The following is a 17390-nucleotide window of genomic DNA, read 5'->3' on the forward strand; positions in this document are numbered from 1 at the left end:
TTTTACCAGGAAACCCTGCCAAGCTTATCCTCGGGTTGGCTTTGCAAGGTTCCCTTACGGGCCCGGGCGCCAGCAGTCGCGCACAGCGCTCGTATCGATGAACTTTCAGGCTGCGTCCCGCGTTGTTTGCGGAACACAGCCGAGGGCAAGCCGCTTATGCGGCGCGGGGCTTGTAAAGGCCCCTTTAAATAATCACGGCGAACTAAAGCACAAAATGCTTAAGGGATCACAATGCAGAACAGCGCGATGAAACCCTGGCTGGACTCCTCCTGGCTGGCCGGCGCGAACCAGACCTACATAGAACAGCTCTATGAGGACTATCTAACTGATCCTGACTCTGTTGATGTTGCCTGGAAAGAGCTCTTTCAGCAGCTTCCAGGTCAAGGGGTCAGACCGGAACAATTTCACTCGAGCACACGCGAGTACTTCCGCCGTCTGGCGAAAGATGCCACGCGTTACACCTCTTCCGTAAGCGATCCAGATACCAATGCCAAACAGGTTAAGGTTCTCCAGCTGATCAACGCCTTCCGTTTCCGCGGGCATCAGCTGGCAAACCTCGATCCGTTAGGGCTGTGGCAGAAGGAATCCGTGCCTGATCTGGATCCGAAATTCCACGATCTGAGCGAAGCGGATTTCCAGGAAACCTTCAACGTGGGCTCTTTTGCTTTCGGCAAAGACACCATGAAGCTGGCTGATTTGTTCGCCTTGCTGAAGCAGACCTACTGCGGCTCGATTGGTGCTGAGTATATGCACATCACCAATACCGAAGAGAAACGCTGGATCCAACAGCGCATTGAATCGGTAGCCGGGCAGGCTTCTTTCTCTACAGAAGAGAAAAAAGGCTTCCTGAAGCAGCTGACCGCGGCCGAAGGCCTTGAGCGTTACCTCGGTGCTAAATTCCCGGGGGCTAAACGCTTCTCGCTTGAAGGCGGCGATGCGCTGGTGCCAATGCTTAACGAGATGATCCACCATTCAGGCAAAAGCGGCACGCGTGAAGTGGTCCTGGGCATGGCCCACCGTGGTCGTCTGAACGTGTTGATCAACGTGCTGGGCAAAAAGCCTCAGGACCTGTTTGATGAGTTCTCCGGCAAGCACAAAGAGCATCTCGGTACCGGTGATGTGAAGTACCATATGGGCTTCTCCTCTGACGTGGAAACCGAAGGCGGCATGGTTCACCTGGCGCTGGCGTTTAACCCGTCGCACCTTGAGATCGTTAGCCCGGTAGTGATGGGTTCCGTGCGCGCGCGTCTGGATCGTCTTGACGAGCCGGCCAGCAACAAAGTGTTGCCAATCACTATTCACGGTGATGCGGCGATCATTGGCCAGGGTGTGGTGCAGGAAACGCTGAACATGTCTCAGGCTCGCGGCTACGAAGTCGGCGGGACTGTACGCATCGTGATCAACAACCAGATTGGTTTTACCACCTCCAATCCGAAAGATGCGCGTTCGACTCAGTACTGTACCGACATCGGTAAAATGGTGCTGGCGCCAATCTTCCACGTGAATGCTGATGACCCGGAAGCGGTAGCCTTTGTCACCCGCCTGGCGTTGGATTTCCGTAACACCTTCAAGCGTGATGTGTTCATTGATTTGGTCTGTTATCGCCGTCACGGCCATAACGAAGCGGATGAGCCAAGTGCGACTCAGCCGGTGATGTACCAGAAGATCAAGAAGCATCCTACTCCGCGCAAACTCTACGCTGACCGTCTCGAAGCTGAGAAGGTTGCCAGCCTGGAAGATGCCACGGAAATGGTCAATCTGTACCGTGACGCGCTGGATGCCGGCGAGTGCGTGGTGCCTGCATGGCGTCCGATGAGCCTGCATTCCTTTACCTGGTCGCCGTACCTGAACCATGACTGGGACGAAAGCTATCAGGAAACCTTAGACCTGAAGCGCCTGCAAGAGCTGGCTAAACGCATCAGTACCGTGCCGGAAGAAATTGAAATGCAGTCGCGCGTAGCGAAGATCTATAACGATCGCGCTGAGATGGCCGCAGGCAATAAACCGTTCGACTGGGGCGCAGCCGAGAACCTGGCTTACGCCACGCTGGTAGATGAAGGCATTCCGTGCCGTCTCTCCGGTGAAGACATGGGACGTGGAACGTTCTTCCACCGCCATGCGGTGATCCATAACCAGTCAAATGGCTCAACTTACACGCCGCTGATGCATGTTCATAACGGTCAAGGCACCTTCAAAGTCTGGGACTCCGTCCTGTCTGAAGAAGCGGTGCTGGCGTTCGAATACGGTTATGCCACCGCAGAACCGCGCACGCTGACAATCTGGGAAGCGCAGTTTGGCGACTTTGCCAACGGTGCTCAGGTTGTTATTGACCAGTTCATCAGCTCTGGCGAGCAGAAATGGGGCCGCATGTGTGGTCTGGTGATGCTGCTGCCGCACGGTTACGAAGGCCAGGGTCCGGAGCACTCCTCCGCGCGTCTGGAGCGTTATCTGCAGCTTTGTGCTGAACAGAACATGCAGGTTTGCGTCCCGTCCACGCCGGCTCAGGTTTACCATATGCTGCGTCGTCAGGCGCTGCGCGGTATGCGCCGTCCGCTGGTAGTGATGTCTCCAAAATCTCTGCTGCGTCATCCGCAGGCTATTTCCTCTCTGGAAGAGCTGGCGACTGGCGGCTTCCAGCCTGCTATCGGCGAGATCGACGATCTTGATCCGAAAGGCGTGAAGCGTGTGGTGCTGTGCTCCGGTAAGGTCTATTACGATCTGCTGGACAAACGCCGCAAGAATGAGCAAACCGATGTGGCTATCGTGCGTATCGAACAGCTTTATCCGTTCCCGCATAAAGCGGTTCAGGATGTGTTACAGCAATATTCGCACGTGCATGATTTTGTGTGGTGCCAGGAAGAGCCGCTGAATCAGGGCGCCTGGTTCTGCAGCCAGCACCACTTCCGTGAAGTGGTTCCTTTTGGGGCTTCATTACGTTACGCCGGCCGCCCCGCCTCCGCCTCGCCGGCAGTTGGCTATATGTCCGTTCACCAGCAGCAGCAGCAAGATCTGGTAAATGACGCGCTGAACGTTAATTAATTCAAGGAAAAATAATGAGTAGCGTAGAGATCATCGTTCCCGACCTGCCTGAATCCGTTGCCGATGCCACCGTGGCAACCTGGCACAAAAAACCAGGCGATTCTGTCCAGCGTGATGAAGTGCTGGTAGAGATCGAAACCGACAAAGTGATTCTGGAAGTTCCGGCAACTGCTGACGGCGTGCTGGAAGCGATTCTGGAAGATGAAGGCGCAACAGTTATCTCCCGTCAGGCGCTGGGTCGTCTGAAAGAAGGCAACAGTGGCGGCAAAGCGAGTTCTGCCAAAGTTGAAGAGAAAGATTCAACCCCGGCACAGCGTCAGAGCGCTTCTCTGGAAGAAGAGAGCAACGATGCGCTCAGCCCGGCTATTCGCCGTCTGATTGCTGAACACAACCTGGACGCGGCTGCCCTTAAAGGCACCGGTGTGGGTGGGCGTTTGACTCGTGAAGATGTTGAAAAACACCTGGCGAAAAAACCTGAAGCCGCAGCGAAAGCCCCTGCAGCGGCGGCCGCTCCGGCAGCCGCGCTGCCAGGCCGTAGCGAGAAGCGTGTCCCAATGACTCGCCTGCGCAAGCGCATTGCCGAGCGTCTGTTGGAAGCGAAAAACAGCACCGCGATGTTGACCACCTTTAACGAAGTCAACATGCAGCCGATCATGAACCTGCGTAAGCAGTACGGCGAAGCGTTTGAAAAACGTCACGGCGTGCGTCTGGGCTTCATGTCCTTCTACCTGAAAGCGGTTGTTGAAGCGCTGAAACGCTTCCCGGAAGTGAATGCTTCTATCGACGGTGAAGATGTTGTTTACCACAACTACTTTGATGTCAGCATCGCTGTTTCTACCCCGCGTGGGCTGGTGACGCCAGTGCTGAAAGATATCGATGCGCTGGGTATGGCTGATATCGAGAAGAAAATCAAAGAGCTGGCAGTGAAGGGCCGTGACGGCAAACTGACCGTTGACGAGCTGACTGGCGGTAACTTCACCATCACCAACGGCGGTGTATTCGGTTCCCTGATGTCCACCCCGATCATCAACCCACCGCAGAGTGCCATCCTTGGCATGCATGCGATCAAAGATCGCCCTATGGCGGTTAATGGTCAGGTGGTGATCCTGCCAATGATGTATCTGGCCCTCTCTTACGATCACCGCCTGATCGACGGTAAAGAATCCGTCAGCTACCTGGTGGCGATCAAAGAGCTGCTGGAAGATCCATCAAGACTGCTGCTGGACGTTTAACCCTGTCGGGTGCGGCTTAATGCTGCGCCCAACCCTATGTGTGGCCGACCATGGCAAATGCCAGACTCGGCCAAGTTTTTTCCGACCTGAATGGATAGAACATCATGAACTTACACGAATATCAGGCAAAACAGTTGTTTGCACGGTATGGTTTACCGGCACCAACCGGTTATGCCTGCACCACTCCACGTGAAGCAGAAGAAGCCGCCTCCAAGATTGGCGCCGGTCCGTGGGTAGTGAAATGTCAGGTTCATGCCGGAGGCCGCGGCAAAGCGGGCGGTGTGAAGGTAGTGAAGAGCAAGGAAGAGATCCGTGCTTTCGCTGAACACTGGCTGGGCAAACGCCTGACCACCTATCAGACAGACGCGCACGGTCAGCCGGTTAACCAGATTCTGGTTGAATCCGCTACCGATATCGATCAGGAACTCTACCTGGGTGCGGTTGTTGACCGTGCAACCCGTCGCGTAGTGTTCATGGCCTCTACAGAAGGCGGCGTGGAAATTGAGAAAGTTGCGGAAGAAACCCCGCACCTGATCCACCAGATGGCGCTGGATCCTTTGACCGGTCCTCAGCCTTACCAGGGCCGCGAGCTGGCTTTCAAACTGGGTCTGACCGGTAAGCAAGTTGGCCAGTTCACCAAGATCTTTATGGGTCTGGCGACACTGTTCCTGGAGCGCGATCTGGCGCTGGTAGAGATCAACCCGCTGGTGATCACCAAGCAGGGCGATCTGGTCTGCCTGGACGGTAAACTGACCGCTGATGGCAATGCCCTGTTCCGCCAGCCGGAACTGCGTGAAATGCGCGATCCAAGCCAGGAAGATGCCCGTGAAGCTCAGGCTGCACAGTGGGAACTGAACTACGTGGCACTGGAAGGCAACATCGGTTGTATGGTTAACGGCGCAGGCCTGGCGATGGGCACCATGGACATCGTTAAGTTGAGCGGCGGCCAGCCAGCAAACTTCCTGGATGTTGGCGGCGGCGCAACCAAAGAGCGCGTGACCGAAGCTTTCAAAATCATCCTGTCTGACGACGCGGTGAAAGCGGTATTTGTCAACATCTTCGGCGGCATCGTACGCTGCGACCTGATTGCTGACGGCATCATCGGCGCGGTTGAAGAAGTCGGTGTGAACGTACCCGTAGTGGTTCGTCTGGAAGGTAACAATGCCGAGCTGGGTGCCAAAAAACTGGCAGACAGCGGTCTGAACATCATTGCAGCAACCAGCCTGAGTGACGCGGCGCAGCGCGTTGTTGCCGCAGCGGAGGGTAAATAATGTCCATTTTGATCGATAAGAACACCAAAGTAATCTGCCAGGGCTTCACCGGTGGCCAGGGGACTTTCCACTCCGAGCAGGCGCTGGCTTATGGCACGCAGCTGGTTGGCGGCGTAACGCCTGGTAAAGGCGGCACCGAGCATCTGGGTCTGCCAGTGTTCAACACTGTACGTGAAGCGGTAGAAGCGACTGGCGCAACAGCCTCAGTTATCTATGTTCCAGCGCCGTTCTGTAAAGACGGTATCCTGGAAGCTATCGAAGCGGGCATCAAACTAATCATCACCATCACTGAAGGCATCCCGACTCTGGATATGCTGACCGTAAAAGTGAAGCTGGATGAAGCTGGCGTGCGCATGATTGGCCCGAACTGCCCAGGTGTTATCACCCCTGGCGCCTGTAAAATCGGCATCATGCCGGGTCACATTCACCAGCCAGGCCGTATCGGCATCGTTTCCCGTTCCGGTACCCTGACTTATGAAGCTGTTAAGCAGACCACAGACATCGGCTACGGCCAGTCTACCTGCGTGGGTATCGGTGGTGACCCGATCCCAGGTTCAAACTTTATCGATATCCTGAAGCTGTTCCAGGAAGATCCACAGACCGAAGCTATCGTGATGATCGGTGAAATCGGCGGCAGCGCGGAAGAAGAAGCTGCAGCCTTTATCAAAGAGCACGTGACCAAGCCGGTTGTGGGTTACATCGCGGGTGTAACTGCCCCTAAAGGCAAGCGTATGGGCCACGCAGGCGCCATCATTGCTGGCGGCAAAGGCACTGCAGACGAGAAGTTTGCCGCGCTGGAAGCAGCCGGTGTGAAAACCGTTCGTAGCCTGGCAGACATCGGCGAAGCCGTTAAAGCGGTTCTGCCTGAATAACTGACGCTCTCTGAACGATACAAAGGTCATCTTCGGGTGGCCTTTTTTATGCGGCAGACAAAAAAGTGAGGTTGAGTAGAGCTTAAGGCGGGCAAAGCTGAGAAACCTGACTAAGATTAGGGAAGCTTGTCTGGTTAAATTTTACCGGAAATTATTGCTAAATTATTTCAAAATGAATTTCATTCAATACAATAAATTAACAACCACCTGTCTCTAGCACATCAATACGTCATTAAACTTTAATTCAGATCAAGTAAGTGCGATCTATATCAATTCTTAAAGCTGGATAAAAAAAAGGTTTTTCGATTAAATTGCTCTGCATCAATACTGACGTCTCAAGCAATATTAGAAAAATCTGTATTCGGTTAAATAAAATAAATCTGGCATCACAAATCTTTTACTTTCAACAGGGTATAACAGCAAAGCTCATCGTCATCTCTACTGCGTGAAGCGGCCTGTTTAATTGGCTTAAAAAAATACTGGCACTGACCTGTTTCACGGCCATCCGGCCGCTCTTACTGTGTCACCCCCCCTCGAGTGAGGAGCAAGGAGTCAAGATGTTTGATATTGTCGAACTGTCGCGCTTACAGTTTGCTTTGACGGCTATGTACCATTTCCTGTTCGTCCCCTTAACGCTGGGTATGGCGTTTTTGCTGGCGATCATGGAAACGGTCTATGTGCTCTCAGGCAAACAAATCTATAAAGATATGACCAAGTTCTGGGGCAAGTTATTTGGCATTAACTTTGCGCTGGGCGTGGCTACCGGGCTGACCATGGAGTTCCAGTTCGGAACCAACTGGTCTTATTATTCTCACTACGTTGGGGACATCTTTGGCGCACCGCTGGCCATTGAAGGCCTGATGGCGTTTTTCCTCGAGTCTACCTTCGTCGGGTTGTTCTTCTTTGGCTGGGATCGCTTAGGCAAAGTCCAGCATATGGCGGTAACCTGGCTGGTGGCGTTGGGATCAAACCTCTCCGCTTTGTGGATTCTGGTGGCGAATGGCTGGATGCAAAATCCGGTGGCCTCCGAATTCAACTTCGAGACCATGCGTATGGAAATGGTCAGCTTCTCTGAGCTGATCCTGAACCCGGTTGCGCAGGTGAAGTTCGTGCATACCGTTGCAGCTGGCTACACCTGTGGTGCGATGTTCATCCTGGGGGTGAGCTCTTACTATCTGCTGCGCGGGCGAGACATGGCATTTGCCAAACGTTCCTTTGCCATTGCAGCCAGTTTCGGTATGGCCGCCATTCTCTCCGTCATCGTGCTGGGTGATGAATCCGGTTATGAAATTGGTGACGTGCAGAAAACCAAGCTGGCGGCGATTGAAGCAGAATGGGAAACCCAGCCTGCACCAGCCGCCTTCACCCTGTTTGGTATTCCGGACCAGGAAGCGCAGGAAAATAAATACGCTATCCAGATCCCCTGGGCTTTGGGGCTGATTGCTACCCGATCTGTGGATAAACAAGTCACAGGCCTGAAAGAGTTGATGGGCCAGCATGAAGTGCGTATCCGCAACGGCATGAAAGCTTACAGCCTGCTGGAGCAATTACGCTCCGGGAACAAAGATCCCGCCTTGCGTACTGAATTTAACGATGTGAAGAAGGATCTGGGTTATGGGCTGCTGCTGAAGCGCTACACGCCGAATGTGGCTGATGCCAGCGAAGCTCAAATTCAACAGGCAACCAAAGACTCAATTCCTCGCGTAGCGCCGTTGTATTTCTCCTTCCGTATTATGGTGGGTGCCGGAATACTGATGCTGCTGATTATTGGCGGGTCGTTCTGGGCTGTTATTCGCAACCGCATAGGCAAAAGTACCTTCCTGCTTAAGTGTGCCTTGTACGGGATCCCTTTGCCGTGGATTGCCATTGAGTCGGGCTGGTTTGTAGCGGAATACGGTCGTCAGCCTTGGGCGATTGGTGAAGTCCTGCCAACTGCTGTTGCTAACTCCTCGCTGACTGTAGGCGATCTGCTGTTCTCAATGATCCTGATCTGTGGTCTGTACACGCTGTTCCTGGTCGCTGAGATGTATCTGATGTTCAAATTTGCTCGCCTCGGGCCAAGCAGCCTGAAGACCGGACGCTATCACTTTGAACAATCGAGTATTGCTGCGCGTGACGCTAAGACAGGAGTTCTGCAATGATCACTTATGAACTGTTGCGTTTCGTCTGGTGGGTGCTGATTGGCGTGTTGCTGATTGGTTTTGCCGTCGCCGACGGATTCGATATGGGCGTGGGGATGCTGACCCGCATTCTGGGCCGCACCGACACTGAACGCCGTATTATGATCAACAGCATCGCGCCCCACTGGGACGGTAACCAGGTGTGGCTGATCACCGCGGGTGGGGCGCTGTTTGCTGCCTGGCCAACGGTATATGCTGCCGCGTTTTCTGGCTTCTATGTCGCGATGATTCTGGTGCTTGCCTCACTGTTCTTCCGGCCAATCGGTTTTGACTACCGTTCCAAGCTGGAAGACAACCGCTGGCGCGGGATGTGGGACTGGGCGATCTTTATTGGCAGCTTCGTGCCGCCGCTAGTGATTGGTGTGGCTTTCGGCAACCTGCTGCAGGGCGTGCCGTTCCATATGGATGAATATCTGCGCCTCTTCTACACCGGCAATTTCTTCCAACTGCTGAACCCGTTTGCCCTGTTAGCCGGTATTGTCAGCCTGACGATGATACTGACTCAGGGCGCAACTTACCTGCAGATGCGCACCGTGGGCGAACTGCATGTTCGTTCCCGCCTGGCTGCGCAGATCTCTGCGCTGGTGATGCTGGTGTGCTTCGTTCTGGCTGGCGTTTGGGTAATGAATGGCATTGACGGTTTTGTCGTCACTACCGTGCTGGACCACAACGCAGCTTCAAATCCACTGGGTAAAGAAGTGGTCCGTGAAGCGGGTGCCTGGAGGGTGAACTTTAACAAGACACCAATCCTGTGGATCATCCCGGCATTGGGCGTGGTGCTGCCGTTGTTAACCATTCTGTGTTCACGGCTGGAGAAAGGGGCCTGGGCATTTGTGTTCTCTTCACTAACGCTGGCCTGTGTGATCCTGACCGCTGGTGTTGCCATGTTCCCGTTCATCATGCCTTCCAGCACGATGCCGAACATGAGCCTGACTATGTGGGATAGCACCTCAAGTCTGCTTACGCTGAAAATCATGACCGTTGCAGCCATTATCTTCGTGCCAATTATCCTGGCGTACACAACCTGGTGTTACTACAAAATGTTCGGTCGACTGACCAAAGAGCAGATTGAAAACAACACCCATTCTCTCTATTAATTGAGGAGCTGAACAATGTGGTATTTCGCCTGGATCCTCGGCACCTTGCTGGCCTGTGCTTTCGGCATCATTACAGCGCTGGCCATTGAGCATATAGAAGATAGCGAAGTGAAAGAGAAACTCTGATGGGGCAGGGGATAACTCGCCTCTATCAGTGGATGGACAAGAGCCCGCTAAGGGCTCTTTCTTTACTGATGGCCCTGCTGCTGGCGGGCTGTATGTTCTGGGACCCGAAACGGTTTGCGGCGAACAGCAGTTCACTGGAAATCTGGCAGGGATTATTGATGATGTGGGCGGTTTGCACCGGTGTGATTCACGGGGTGGGTTTTCGACCTCGTCGGCTCCGCTGGCAGGCAATTTTCTCACCACTTCCTGCCTGGATCGTGCTGGTTTTCGGTCTGTCCTTTTTCTTTTCCTAAGTTTACTCGGGCGGAGTTTCGCTTCGCCTGCTTTCCCTGGCCTCAAAAACCGCGGGTTTCCTCAGATTACGTCAATAAACGTCCAGGATTTGTCTGTATTTCCTCCGGCTTGTTTCTAAACAATAATTATTTTCTCAACCCTCTGGCAACCCATTCCAAAGGCGTATGCTCTTGCGTATAGTAGCAGCGTTTAAAGCATTACCGGGATGTAGAGTGAGTACAACGCTGTTTCGATGGCCGGTCCGTGTCTACTACGAAGACACAGATGCCGGTGGTGTGGTTTACCATGCCAGCTATGTCGCGTTTTATGAACGGGCACGAACTGAGATGTTGCGCCAGCACCATTTCAACCAACAGGCTTTGCTGGAACAGCAGGTCGCGTTTGTCGTGCGTCGGATTACGGTCGATTACCTTGCGGCTGCCCGCCTTGACGATCTTCTCGAGGTGCAGTGTGAAGTGGTAAGTATGACCAGAACGACCATGACTTTCGCACAACGTATTGTGAATGCAGAAGGACGGACGCTGAACGAAGCGGAAGTGCTGATCGCCTGCATCAATCCACATCTAATGAAGCCAATTGCGCTTCCCAAGTCTATTGTCGCGGAGTTCAAGCAGTGACTGACATGAACATTCTTGATTTGTTCCTGAAGGCGAGCCTTCTGGTCAAACTTATCATGTTGATTTTGATTGGTTTTTCTATCGCCTCATGGGCAATCATTATTCAACGCACGCGCATCCTGAATGCCGCCGGGCGTGATGCTGATGCATTTGAAGACAAGTTCTGGTCGGGGATCGAACTGTCTCGCCTGTATCAGGAAAGCCAGGCTCGTCGTGACGAGCTCGGGGGATCAGAGCAGATTTTCTATTCGGGCTTCAAAGAGTTTGCCCGTTTGCACCGTGCCAATAACCACGCGCCAGAAGCGGTGGTGGAAGGGGCAACGCGCGCGATGCGTATCTCCCTCAACCGTGAAATGGAAGCGCTGGAGAACCACATTCCGTTCCTGGGAACCGTGGGATCTATCAGCCCTTATATCGGTCTGTTCGGTACGGTCTGGGGCATTATGCATGCCTTCATCGCGCTGGGCGCGGTGAAGCAGGCAACGTTGCAGATGGTCGCGCCGGGTATTGCAGAAGCGCTGATCGCCACCGCGATCGGTCTGTTTGCCGCCATCCCAGCCGTTATGGCTTACAACCGCCTTAATCAGCGCGTGAATAAGCTGGAACAGAATTACGATAACTTTATGGAAGAGTTCACGGCTATTCTGCATCGTCAGGCGTTCTCTAACGAGAGCACCAAGTAAGAGCTGAGGTTAGCATGGCCAGAACTCGTGGTCGCGGCGGTCGCCGTGAGATGAAGTCCGAGATCAACATTGTTCCACTGCTCGACGTTTTGCTGGTACTGCTGCTGATTTTCATGGCAACGGCACCGATCATTACTCAGAGCGTGGAAGTGGATCTGCCGGATGCTACAGATTCAAAAACTGTGTCCAGTGACGATAATCCGCCAGTGATTGTGGAAGTGGCGGGCGTGGGGCAGTACAGCCTGGTGGTCGATCACGACCGGATGGAGCAGCTGCCGCCTGAGCAGGTAGTAGCCGAAGCCCAACGCCGTATTCAGGCGAATCCGAAGACGGTATTCCTGATCGGTGGGGCAAAAGAAGTGCCTTACGACGAGATCATTAAGGCGCTCAACTTGCTGCATCAGGCAGGCGTTAAGTCTGTCGGATTAATGACGCAGCCGATTTAATTTATTCGAACCGTTTTTGGGAATCGAGAGTGTCGAAGGTAACCGAGCAAAACGATAAGTTAAAAAGAGCGATTATCTTTTCAGTCATCCTGCATGTGCTTGTCATTGCGGTCCTGATCTGGAGCTCTTTTGACGAACACATCGACGCGAGCAGCGGCGGTGGCGGGGGTGATATCGATGCCGTCATGGTCGATCCTGGTGCGGTAGTGGATCAGTATAATCGTCAGCAGAATCAGCAAAGCGACAGCAAGCGGGCTGATAATCAGCGCAAGAAGCAGGCTCAACAGCAGGCTGAAGAGCTGCAACAGAAGCAGGCCGCTGAGCAGCAGCGTTTGAAAGAGCTGGAAAAAGAGCGTCTGCAGGCACAGCAAGAGGCTAAGCAGCAAGCGGCTGCCCAGGCAACCGAGCAGAAGCAAGCTCAGGAAGCGGCCAAGCAGGCACAGGAAGAGCAGAAGCAGGCAGAAGCCGCCGCAGCTAAAGCGAAATCCGATGCCAAAGCGCAGGCTGATGCTCAGGCTAAGTCTGCGGCTGAAGCGCAGAAAAAAGCCGAAGCAGAGGCCAAACAGGCCGCTGCCGATGCCCAGAAAAAAGCCGAAGCTGAAGCCAAAAAAGTCGCAGCCGAAGCCAAGAAACAAGCTGATTCTGAAGCCAAAGAGGCGGCTGCTGAAGCCGCCAAGGTGAAAGCAGCGGCAGACGCGAAGGCGAAAGCCACTGCCGATGCAAAAGCGAAGGCTGAAGAAGCGAAAGAAGCGAAGGCAACCCAGGCTAAAGAAGCTCAGGAAGCTAAAGAGAAAGCGGCTGAAGAGGCGAAAGCCAAAGCAGAGGCTTCTGCTAAAGCGAAAGCTGATGCCGCCGCGAAAGCGAAAGCCGCTGCCGACGCCAAGAAAAAAGCTGCGGCTGATGCCGCTAAAGATTCCAGCGATGTTGACGATTTACTGGGTGGACTCAGCTCTGGCAAGAACGCGCCGAAGCAGGGTAAAGCCGGTGGAGCTGCAGCAGGGCAGGGTAATCAGAAGAAAGCTGGTGCATCAGGCGCTGCTATTGACAGCTATATGGGCCAGGTTAAGGCCGCTATCCAAAGCAAGTTCTATGATTCAGATACGTTTAAGGGCAGAACTTGTGATGTCCACATTAAGCTTATGTCCGATGGCACATTAGTGTCAGCCACTGCTGCTGGCGGTGATGCTGCACTGTGTCAGGCTGCAATCACTGCAGCCCGCTCAGCAAGAATGCCTAAACCGCCAAGTGCGGAAGTTTATCAGGCAGTAAAAGATGCCGTTGTGGGATTCAAGCCATAAGAATTCGGTAACAACCGGCAAGTTGAACTATGGTCAACTTGCCGTACTCTATAGAGGCATTATTGGTTCGTTTGAACACTGCTAATTATCGTGAACATTGCGTTCAGGTAAGGGAGAAAAGATGAAGCAGGCATTTCGTGTAGCAATGAGTTTTTTACTGCTGTTTGTCGCCGTGGCGCATGCAGAAGTTCGCATTGAAATTACCCAGGGTGTGAACACCGCGCGTCCGATTGGCGTGGTCCCGTTCAAATGGGCCGGCCCTGGCGCCGCACCTGAAGATATCGGTGGCATCGTTGCTGCTGATTTACGTAACAGTGGTAAATTCAACCCGTTGGATCGTGCTCGTCTGCCACAGCAGCCAACCACAGCAGCTGAAGTGCAGCCTGCTGCCTGGACCGCGCTGGGGATTGATGCCGTAGTAGTCGGTCAGGTTCAGCCTGGTGCCGATGGCAGCTACCTGGTGTCTTACCAACTGGTAGATACCTCTGGTAACCCAGGCGCGATTCTGGCTCAGAACCAGTATAAAGTGACCAAACAGTGGTTACGTTATGCGGCTCATACCGCCAGTGATGAAGCCTTTGAAAAGCTGACCGGCATTAAGGGAGCATTCCGCACCCGTATTGCTTATGTCGTGCAGACCAACGGCGGTCAGTTCCCTTATGAACTGCGTGTGTCTGACTACGATGGTTACAACCAGAATACCGTTCACCGTTCACCACAGCCGCTGATGTCTCCGGCCTGGTCGAAAGATGGCAGCAAGCTGGCTTACGTCACTTTCGAGAGCGGGAAATCAGCGCTGGTGGTTCAGACTCTGTCTAACGGAGCCATCAAGCAGGTTGCTTCTTTCCCACGTCACAACGGTGCGCCTGCGTTCTCCCCTGACGGGACTAAGCTGGCCTTTGCTCTGTCGAAGACAGGCAGCCTGAATCTGTACGTGATGGATCTGGCTTCTGGCCAAATCAATCAGCTGACAGACGGCCGTTATAACAGTACAGAACCGACCTGGTTCCCGGACAGCCAGAGCCTGGCTTACACCTCCGATCAGGCAGGTCGTCCACAAATCTATAAAATCAGTGCAAGTGGCGGTTCCGCGCAGCGTCTGACCTGGGAAGGCGGACAGAATCAGGATTCGGACGTCAGTGCTGATGGTAAATCACTGGTGATGGTTAGCACCAACGGCGGTGCGCAACATATCGCCAGACAGGATCTGGAAACGGGAGCCGTGCAACAATTAACGGACACGTTCCTGGATGAAACGCCAAGCCTCGCACCAAATGGCACCATGGTAATCTACAGCTCTACTCAGGGTATGGGTTCCGTATTGCAGTTGGTATCGACTGATGGGCGTTTCAAAGCGCGTCTTCCGGCAACCGATGGACAGGTAAAATTCCCTGCCTGGTCGCCGTATCTGTGATGCATATGTAAATATGTATGGCTAACAATAATAGGATTGTAGAAATGCAACTGAACAAAGTGCTGAAAGGTTTATTGCTGGCACTGCCAGTAATCGCAGTGGCTGCTTGTAGCTCACACAAAAACAATAACAACGACCAGACCAATGGTATGGGCGATGGCGCTAACAACACTAGCGGCATGAACAGCGGCAACATGTCATCTGACGAGCAGGCTCGCCTGCAGATGCAGGAACTGCAGAAAAACAACATCGTTTACTTCGGTCTGGACAAGTTTGACATCCAGTCTGAATTCGCACAGATGCTGGACGCTCACGCTAACTTCCTGCGTAGCAACCCATCTTACAAAGTGACTGTTGAAGGTCATGCGGATGAGCGCGGAACGCCAGAGTACAACATCTCACTGGGTGAGCGTCGTGCTACTGCTGTTAAAATGTACCTGCAGGGCAAAGGTGTTTCTGCTGACCAGATCTCTATCGTTTCTTACGGTAAAGAGAAGCCAGCTGTACTGGGTCATGACGAATCAGCGTATGCTAAAAACCGTCGTGCCGTACTGGTATACTAAGAGAATCACATGATTAGTAACTTCAGACTTCACTTGTTGGGTCTGTCGTTACTGGTTGGCGTAGCGGCCCCTTGGGCCGCTAATGCCCAGGCGTCAATCAGTAACGTTGGCTCAGGCTCGGTCGAAGACCGTGTCACTACTCTTGAGCGTATCTCCAATGCTCAGGGGCAACTTCTTCAGCAACTTCAGCAACAGCTCTCCGACTCACAGCGCGATGTCGACTCTCTTCGTGGTCAGATTCAGGAAAATCAGTATCAACTGAATCAGATGACTGAGCGTCAAAAAAGCATGTACCAGCAGATTGATACCTTAAGCAATGGCGGTGGCAATGCCAACGCACAGGCTCAGGGCGCTTCTGGTGATGCGGCAGCCGCTGCCGGTGGTGCTGCAGCCGATAATGCCGCAAATGGCAACAGCGCAGCTTCAGGAGCCTCTGCGGCACCTGTGCAGAGCGGGGATGCCAACACTGATTATAATGCTGCGGTCGCGCTGGTTCTTGAAAAGAAACAGAACGAACAGGCAATCAGTGCATTTCAGGCTTTTGTGAAGAAATATCCGGATTCGACTTATCAGCCCAATGCCAATTACTGGCTGGGACAGTTGAATTACAACAAAGGCAAGAAAGACGACGCGGCGTATTATTTCGCTACTGTGGTCAAAAACTACCCGAAATCACCAAAGAGTCCTGATGCGTTGTATAAGGTTGGGGTGATCATGCAGGAGAAGGGCGACACGGCGAAAGCCAAAGCCGTTTACCAGCAGGTGTCCAAACTTTATCCAAACAGCGACGCAGCGAAAAATGCCGCCAAACGGGCAGCTGCGCTGTAAGTGAGCAGCTTTGACCAGATATTGCCGTATTTCTGGTCTTTGCGGACGAAAGGTAGTCAGTTGAACAAGTTATCTGAAAATAGTGGTTGCGCTGAATCGGTAAATCAGTAATATATGCCGCCGTTGCAGGGACATATGTGAAAACGTTCTGGCAGCGCAAAAGTGGGTCGTTAGCTCAGTTGGTAGAGCAGTTGACTTTTAATCAATTGGTCGCAGGTTCGAATCCTGCACGACCCACCACTTTTAAAGTAGTAACAAGTGTTAAGCGTGAAGGATTTGAACCTGCAGCAGGTTCGAGTTGAGCGAAGCGAACCAACGTTGCCATAAGCAACGGGCCGAGAGGCCGAGGCGTAGCCGAGTTATCCTGCACGACCCACCACTTTAAAGCAGTATGCAGTACAAAGCAGTAACCGCTCGATGCGGGTCGTTAGCTCAGTTGGTAGAGCAGTTGACTTTTAATCAATTGGTCGCAGGTTCGAATCCTGCACGACCCACCATTAAGTCTTAAAAGCGTCAGTGATTAAGCAGGCATCGAAGTGAAGTGTTACCGCGAAAGCGGGTCGTTAGCTCAGTTGGTAGAGCAGTTGACTTTTAATCAATTGGTCGCAGGTTCGAATCCTGCACGACCCACCAATGTTAAGAAGGCGCCCTAAAGGCGCCTTTTTGCTATCTGCGAATTATGAAGCGGTGCATCGTGTTACCCGGTGTCTGGTTTGCTTTATGGCTCTTTGTCTGGATGTTCCGGTGCGAGGTCAGGGAGAGAAGGTTGAACACAAAGACGCCGTGAATCCTCCCTGGAGGCTTAGCTGCGACGTCCATGTCGCAGATACTTTGCTTATCAACCTTCTCTCCCTTCCCCTCAGATTCAGTTTTGCCTGATCAAATGGGGCTACACACTTCAAAATTTACTGATTCAACCCATTCAACCCATTCAACCCGTTCAAACCAGTCAAACCATTCAAACCATCCAAATCAATCAACCTTCAACTCATTCCAGCCAATTAAACTCTCCCCACTCTTTAAAAATGAGTGCGGACATCTGGCAGGCAAAACGACATTGGCAGGTTGAGTTGGGAATTGAAGAGTGGGTGTTGAATTGTGTGTCCACGAATCCCTTCAACGACACGGAAGTTATTGGGTGGCGGCATAGAGCGCGTTAGCCGAGTGTATGCAGCAGGGATGCTGCATCCAGGCTTCCACTGTTGCTGCGACTTTGGGTGGAACTGCATTTTCCCCTACGAGCGTCTCGGATAACGCGCTCTATGCTGACGCCGAACCACCGCAGCCGGTTTTGACCTCAGCAACGCGCTCTATGCTGGCGCCGAACCACCGCAGCCGTCCTTGACGTTCAGCCTTTATCCTTAACCGGCGTCAGATTTTTCCAGATATGCATCACCGCATAGCTTCGCCAGGGGCGCCAGGCTTGTGAC

15 protein-coding genes, 3 tRNA genes and 1 other RNA gene are annotated in these 17390 nt (G+C 53.1%); all 19 read left to right on the forward strand.

Annotated features, from left to right (window positions below):
• Nucleotides 1-231: 231 nt before the first annotated feature.
• Nucleotides 232-3039, forward strand: a complete 2808-nt coding sequence (gene sucA / locus WCC56_RS16150; RefSeq protein WP_424693359.1) for a 2-oxoglutarate dehydrogenase E1 component — start codon at nucleotides 232-234, stop codon at nucleotides 3037-3039.
• 14 nt (nucleotides 3040-3053) lie between these two features.
• A complete protein-coding gene (odhB, locus tag WCC56_RS16155; RefSeq protein ID WP_424693360.1) occupies nucleotides 3054-4271 on the forward strand; it encodes a 2-oxoglutarate dehydrogenase complex dihydrolipoyllysine-residue succinyltransferase in 1218 nt (405 codons plus the stop codon).
• A 104-nt stretch (nucleotides 4272-4375) separates the two neighbouring features.
• Nucleotides 4376-5542 (forward strand): ADP-forming succinate--CoA ligase subunit beta, encoded by a 1167-nt coding sequence (gene sucC, locus WCC56_RS16160; RefSeq protein WP_424693361.1) that lies wholly within the window; start codon nucleotides 4376-4378, stop codon nucleotides 5540-5542.
• On the forward strand, nucleotides 5542-6414 hold the full coding sequence (sucD, locus tag WCC56_RS16165; RefSeq protein WP_424693362.1) for a succinate--CoA ligase subunit alpha: 873 nt from the start codon (nucleotides 5542-5544) through the stop codon (nucleotides 6412-6414). The genes sucC and sucD overlap by 1 nt, the downstream gene beginning before the upstream one ends.
• 557 nt (nucleotides 6415-6971) lie before the next feature.
• Nucleotides 6972-8555 (forward strand): cytochrome ubiquinol oxidase subunit I, encoded by a 1584-nt coding sequence (cydA, locus tag WCC56_RS16170; RefSeq protein ID WP_424693363.1) that lies wholly within the window; start codon nucleotides 6972-6974, stop codon nucleotides 8553-8555.
• Nucleotides 8552-9691, forward strand: a complete 1140-nt coding sequence (gene cydB / locus WCC56_RS16175) for a cytochrome d ubiquinol oxidase subunit II (protein WP_424693364.1) — start codon at nucleotides 8552-8554, stop codon at nucleotides 9689-9691. Before cydA ends, cydB begins: the two co-directional genes overlap by 4 nt.
• Before the next feature lie 15 nt (nucleotides 9692-9706).
• A complete protein-coding gene (gene cydX, locus WCC56_RS16180) occupies nucleotides 9707-9817 on the forward strand; it encodes a cytochrome bd-I oxidase subunit CydX (RefSeq protein WP_424693365.1) in 111 nt (36 codons plus the stop codon).
• Nucleotides 9817-10110 carry a cyd operon protein YbgE gene (gene ybgE / locus WCC56_RS16185; RefSeq protein ID WP_424693366.1) on the forward strand — a complete coding sequence of 98 codons (294 nt, stop codon included), beginning with the start codon at nucleotides 9817-9819 and terminating at the stop codon, nucleotides 10108-10110. The genes cydX and ybgE overlap by 1 nt, the downstream gene beginning before the upstream one ends.
• A gap of 213 nt (nucleotides 10111-10323) precedes the next feature.
• Nucleotides 10324-10728: a tol-pal system-associated acyl-CoA thioesterase gene (gene ybgC, locus WCC56_RS16190; RefSeq protein WP_013201331.1), complete on the forward strand. Its 405-nt coding sequence runs from the start codon at nucleotides 10324-10326 to the stop codon at nucleotides 10726-10728.
• Nucleotides 10729-10733: 5 nt separating this feature from the next.
• The gene (tolQ, locus tag WCC56_RS16195) at nucleotides 10734-11411 is read left to right on the forward strand and encodes a Tol-Pal system protein TolQ (protein WP_424693367.1); all 678 of its coding nucleotides are present in this window, start codon (nucleotides 10734-10736) and stop codon (nucleotides 11409-11411) included.
• Nucleotides 11412-11425: 14 nt separating this feature from the next.
• Nucleotides 11426-11857, forward strand: coding sequence for a colicin uptake protein TolR (gene tolR, locus WCC56_RS16200; protein WP_424693368.1), 432 nt, complete (start codon nucleotides 11426-11428; stop codon nucleotides 11855-11857).
• A 29-nt stretch (nucleotides 11858-11886) separates the two neighbouring features.
• Nucleotides 11887-13155: a cell envelope integrity protein TolA gene (tolA, locus tag WCC56_RS16205; protein WP_424693369.1), complete on the forward strand. Its 1269-nt coding sequence runs from the start codon at nucleotides 11887-11889 to the stop codon at nucleotides 13153-13155.
• A 121-nt stretch (nucleotides 13156-13276) separates the two neighbouring features.
• Nucleotides 13277-14569, forward strand: coding sequence for a Tol-Pal system beta propeller repeat protein TolB (gene tolB, locus WCC56_RS16210; RefSeq protein ID WP_424693370.1), 1293 nt, complete (start codon nucleotides 13277-13279; stop codon nucleotides 14567-14569).
• A gap of 44 nt (nucleotides 14570-14613) precedes the next feature.
• Nucleotides 14614-15132: a peptidoglycan-associated lipoprotein Pal gene (pal, locus tag WCC56_RS16215; protein ID WP_424693371.1), complete on the forward strand. Its 519-nt coding sequence runs from the start codon at nucleotides 14614-14616 to the stop codon at nucleotides 15130-15132.
• A gap of 9 nt (nucleotides 15133-15141) precedes the next feature.
• Nucleotides 15142-15960 (forward strand): cell division protein CpoB, encoded by an 819-nt coding sequence (gene cpoB / locus WCC56_RS16220; RefSeq protein WP_424693372.1) that lies wholly within the window; start codon nucleotides 15142-15144, stop codon nucleotides 15958-15960.
• Between the two features lie 164 nt (nucleotides 15961-16124).
• Nucleotides 16125-16200 (forward strand) — tRNA-Lys (locus WCC56_RS16225).
• 13 nt (nucleotides 16201-16213) lie between these two features.
• Nucleotides 16214-16339: non-coding RNA, RtT sRNA (locus WCC56_RS16230), on the forward strand.
• Between the two features lie 42 nt (nucleotides 16340-16381).
• Nucleotides 16382-16457 (forward strand) — tRNA-Lys (locus WCC56_RS16235).
• A gap of 60 nt (nucleotides 16458-16517) precedes the next feature.
• Nucleotides 16518-16593 (forward strand) — tRNA-Lys (locus tag WCC56_RS16240).
• The last annotated feature ends 797 nt before the right edge of the window (nucleotides 16594-17390 follow it).

The sequence above is a fragment of the Erwinia sp. genome (genome assembly GCF_049696395.1).
Lineage (GTDB): Bacteria > Pseudomonadota > Gammaproteobacteria > Enterobacterales > Enterobacteriaceae > Erwinia.

Coding starts and splice junctions, on each gene's coding strand:
- ybgE (WP_424693366.1), top strand. CDS start 9,817: ATGGGGCAGGGGATAACTCGCCTCTATCAGTGGATGGACAAGAGCCCG.
- pal (WP_424693371.1), top strand. CDS start 14,614: ATGCAACTGAACAAAGTGCTGAAAGGTTTATTGCTGGCACTGCCAGTA.
- cydX (WP_424693365.1), top strand. CDS start 9,707: ATGTGGTATTTCGCCTGGATCCTCGGCACCTTGCTGGCCTGTGCTTTC.
- tolB (WP_424693370.1), top strand. CDS start 13,277: ATGAAGCAGGCATTTCGTGTAGCAATGAGTTTTTTACTGCTGTTTGTC.
- sucD (WP_424693362.1), top strand. CDS start 5,542: ATGTCCATTTTGATCGATAAGAACACCAAAGTAATCTGCCAGGGCTTC.
- tolR (WP_424693368.1), top strand. CDS start 11,426: ATGGCCAGAACTCGTGGTCGCGGCGGTCGCCGTGAGATGAAGTCCGAG.
- sucC (WP_424693361.1), top strand. CDS start 4,376: ATGAACTTACACGAATATCAGGCAAAACAGTTGTTTGCACGGTATGGT.
- sucA (WP_424693359.1), top strand. CDS start 232: ATGCAGAACAGCGCGATGAAACCCTGGCTGGACTCCTCCTGGCTGGCC.
- tolQ (WP_424693367.1), top strand. CDS start 10,734: ATGAACATTCTTGATTTGTTCCTGAAGGCGAGCCTTCTGGTCAAACTT.
- cydA (WP_424693363.1), top strand. CDS start 6,972: ATGTTTGATATTGTCGAACTGTCGCGCTTACAGTTTGCTTTGACGGCT.
- cydB (WP_424693364.1), top strand. CDS start 8,552: ATGATCACTTATGAACTGTTGCGTTTCGTCTGGTGGGTGCTGATTGGC.
- odhB (WP_424693360.1), top strand. CDS start 3,054: ATGAGTAGCGTAGAGATCATCGTTCCCGACCTGCCTGAATCCGTTGCC.
- cpoB (WP_424693372.1), top strand. CDS start 15,142: ATGATTAGTAACTTCAGACTTCACTTGTTGGGTCTGTCGTTACTGGTT.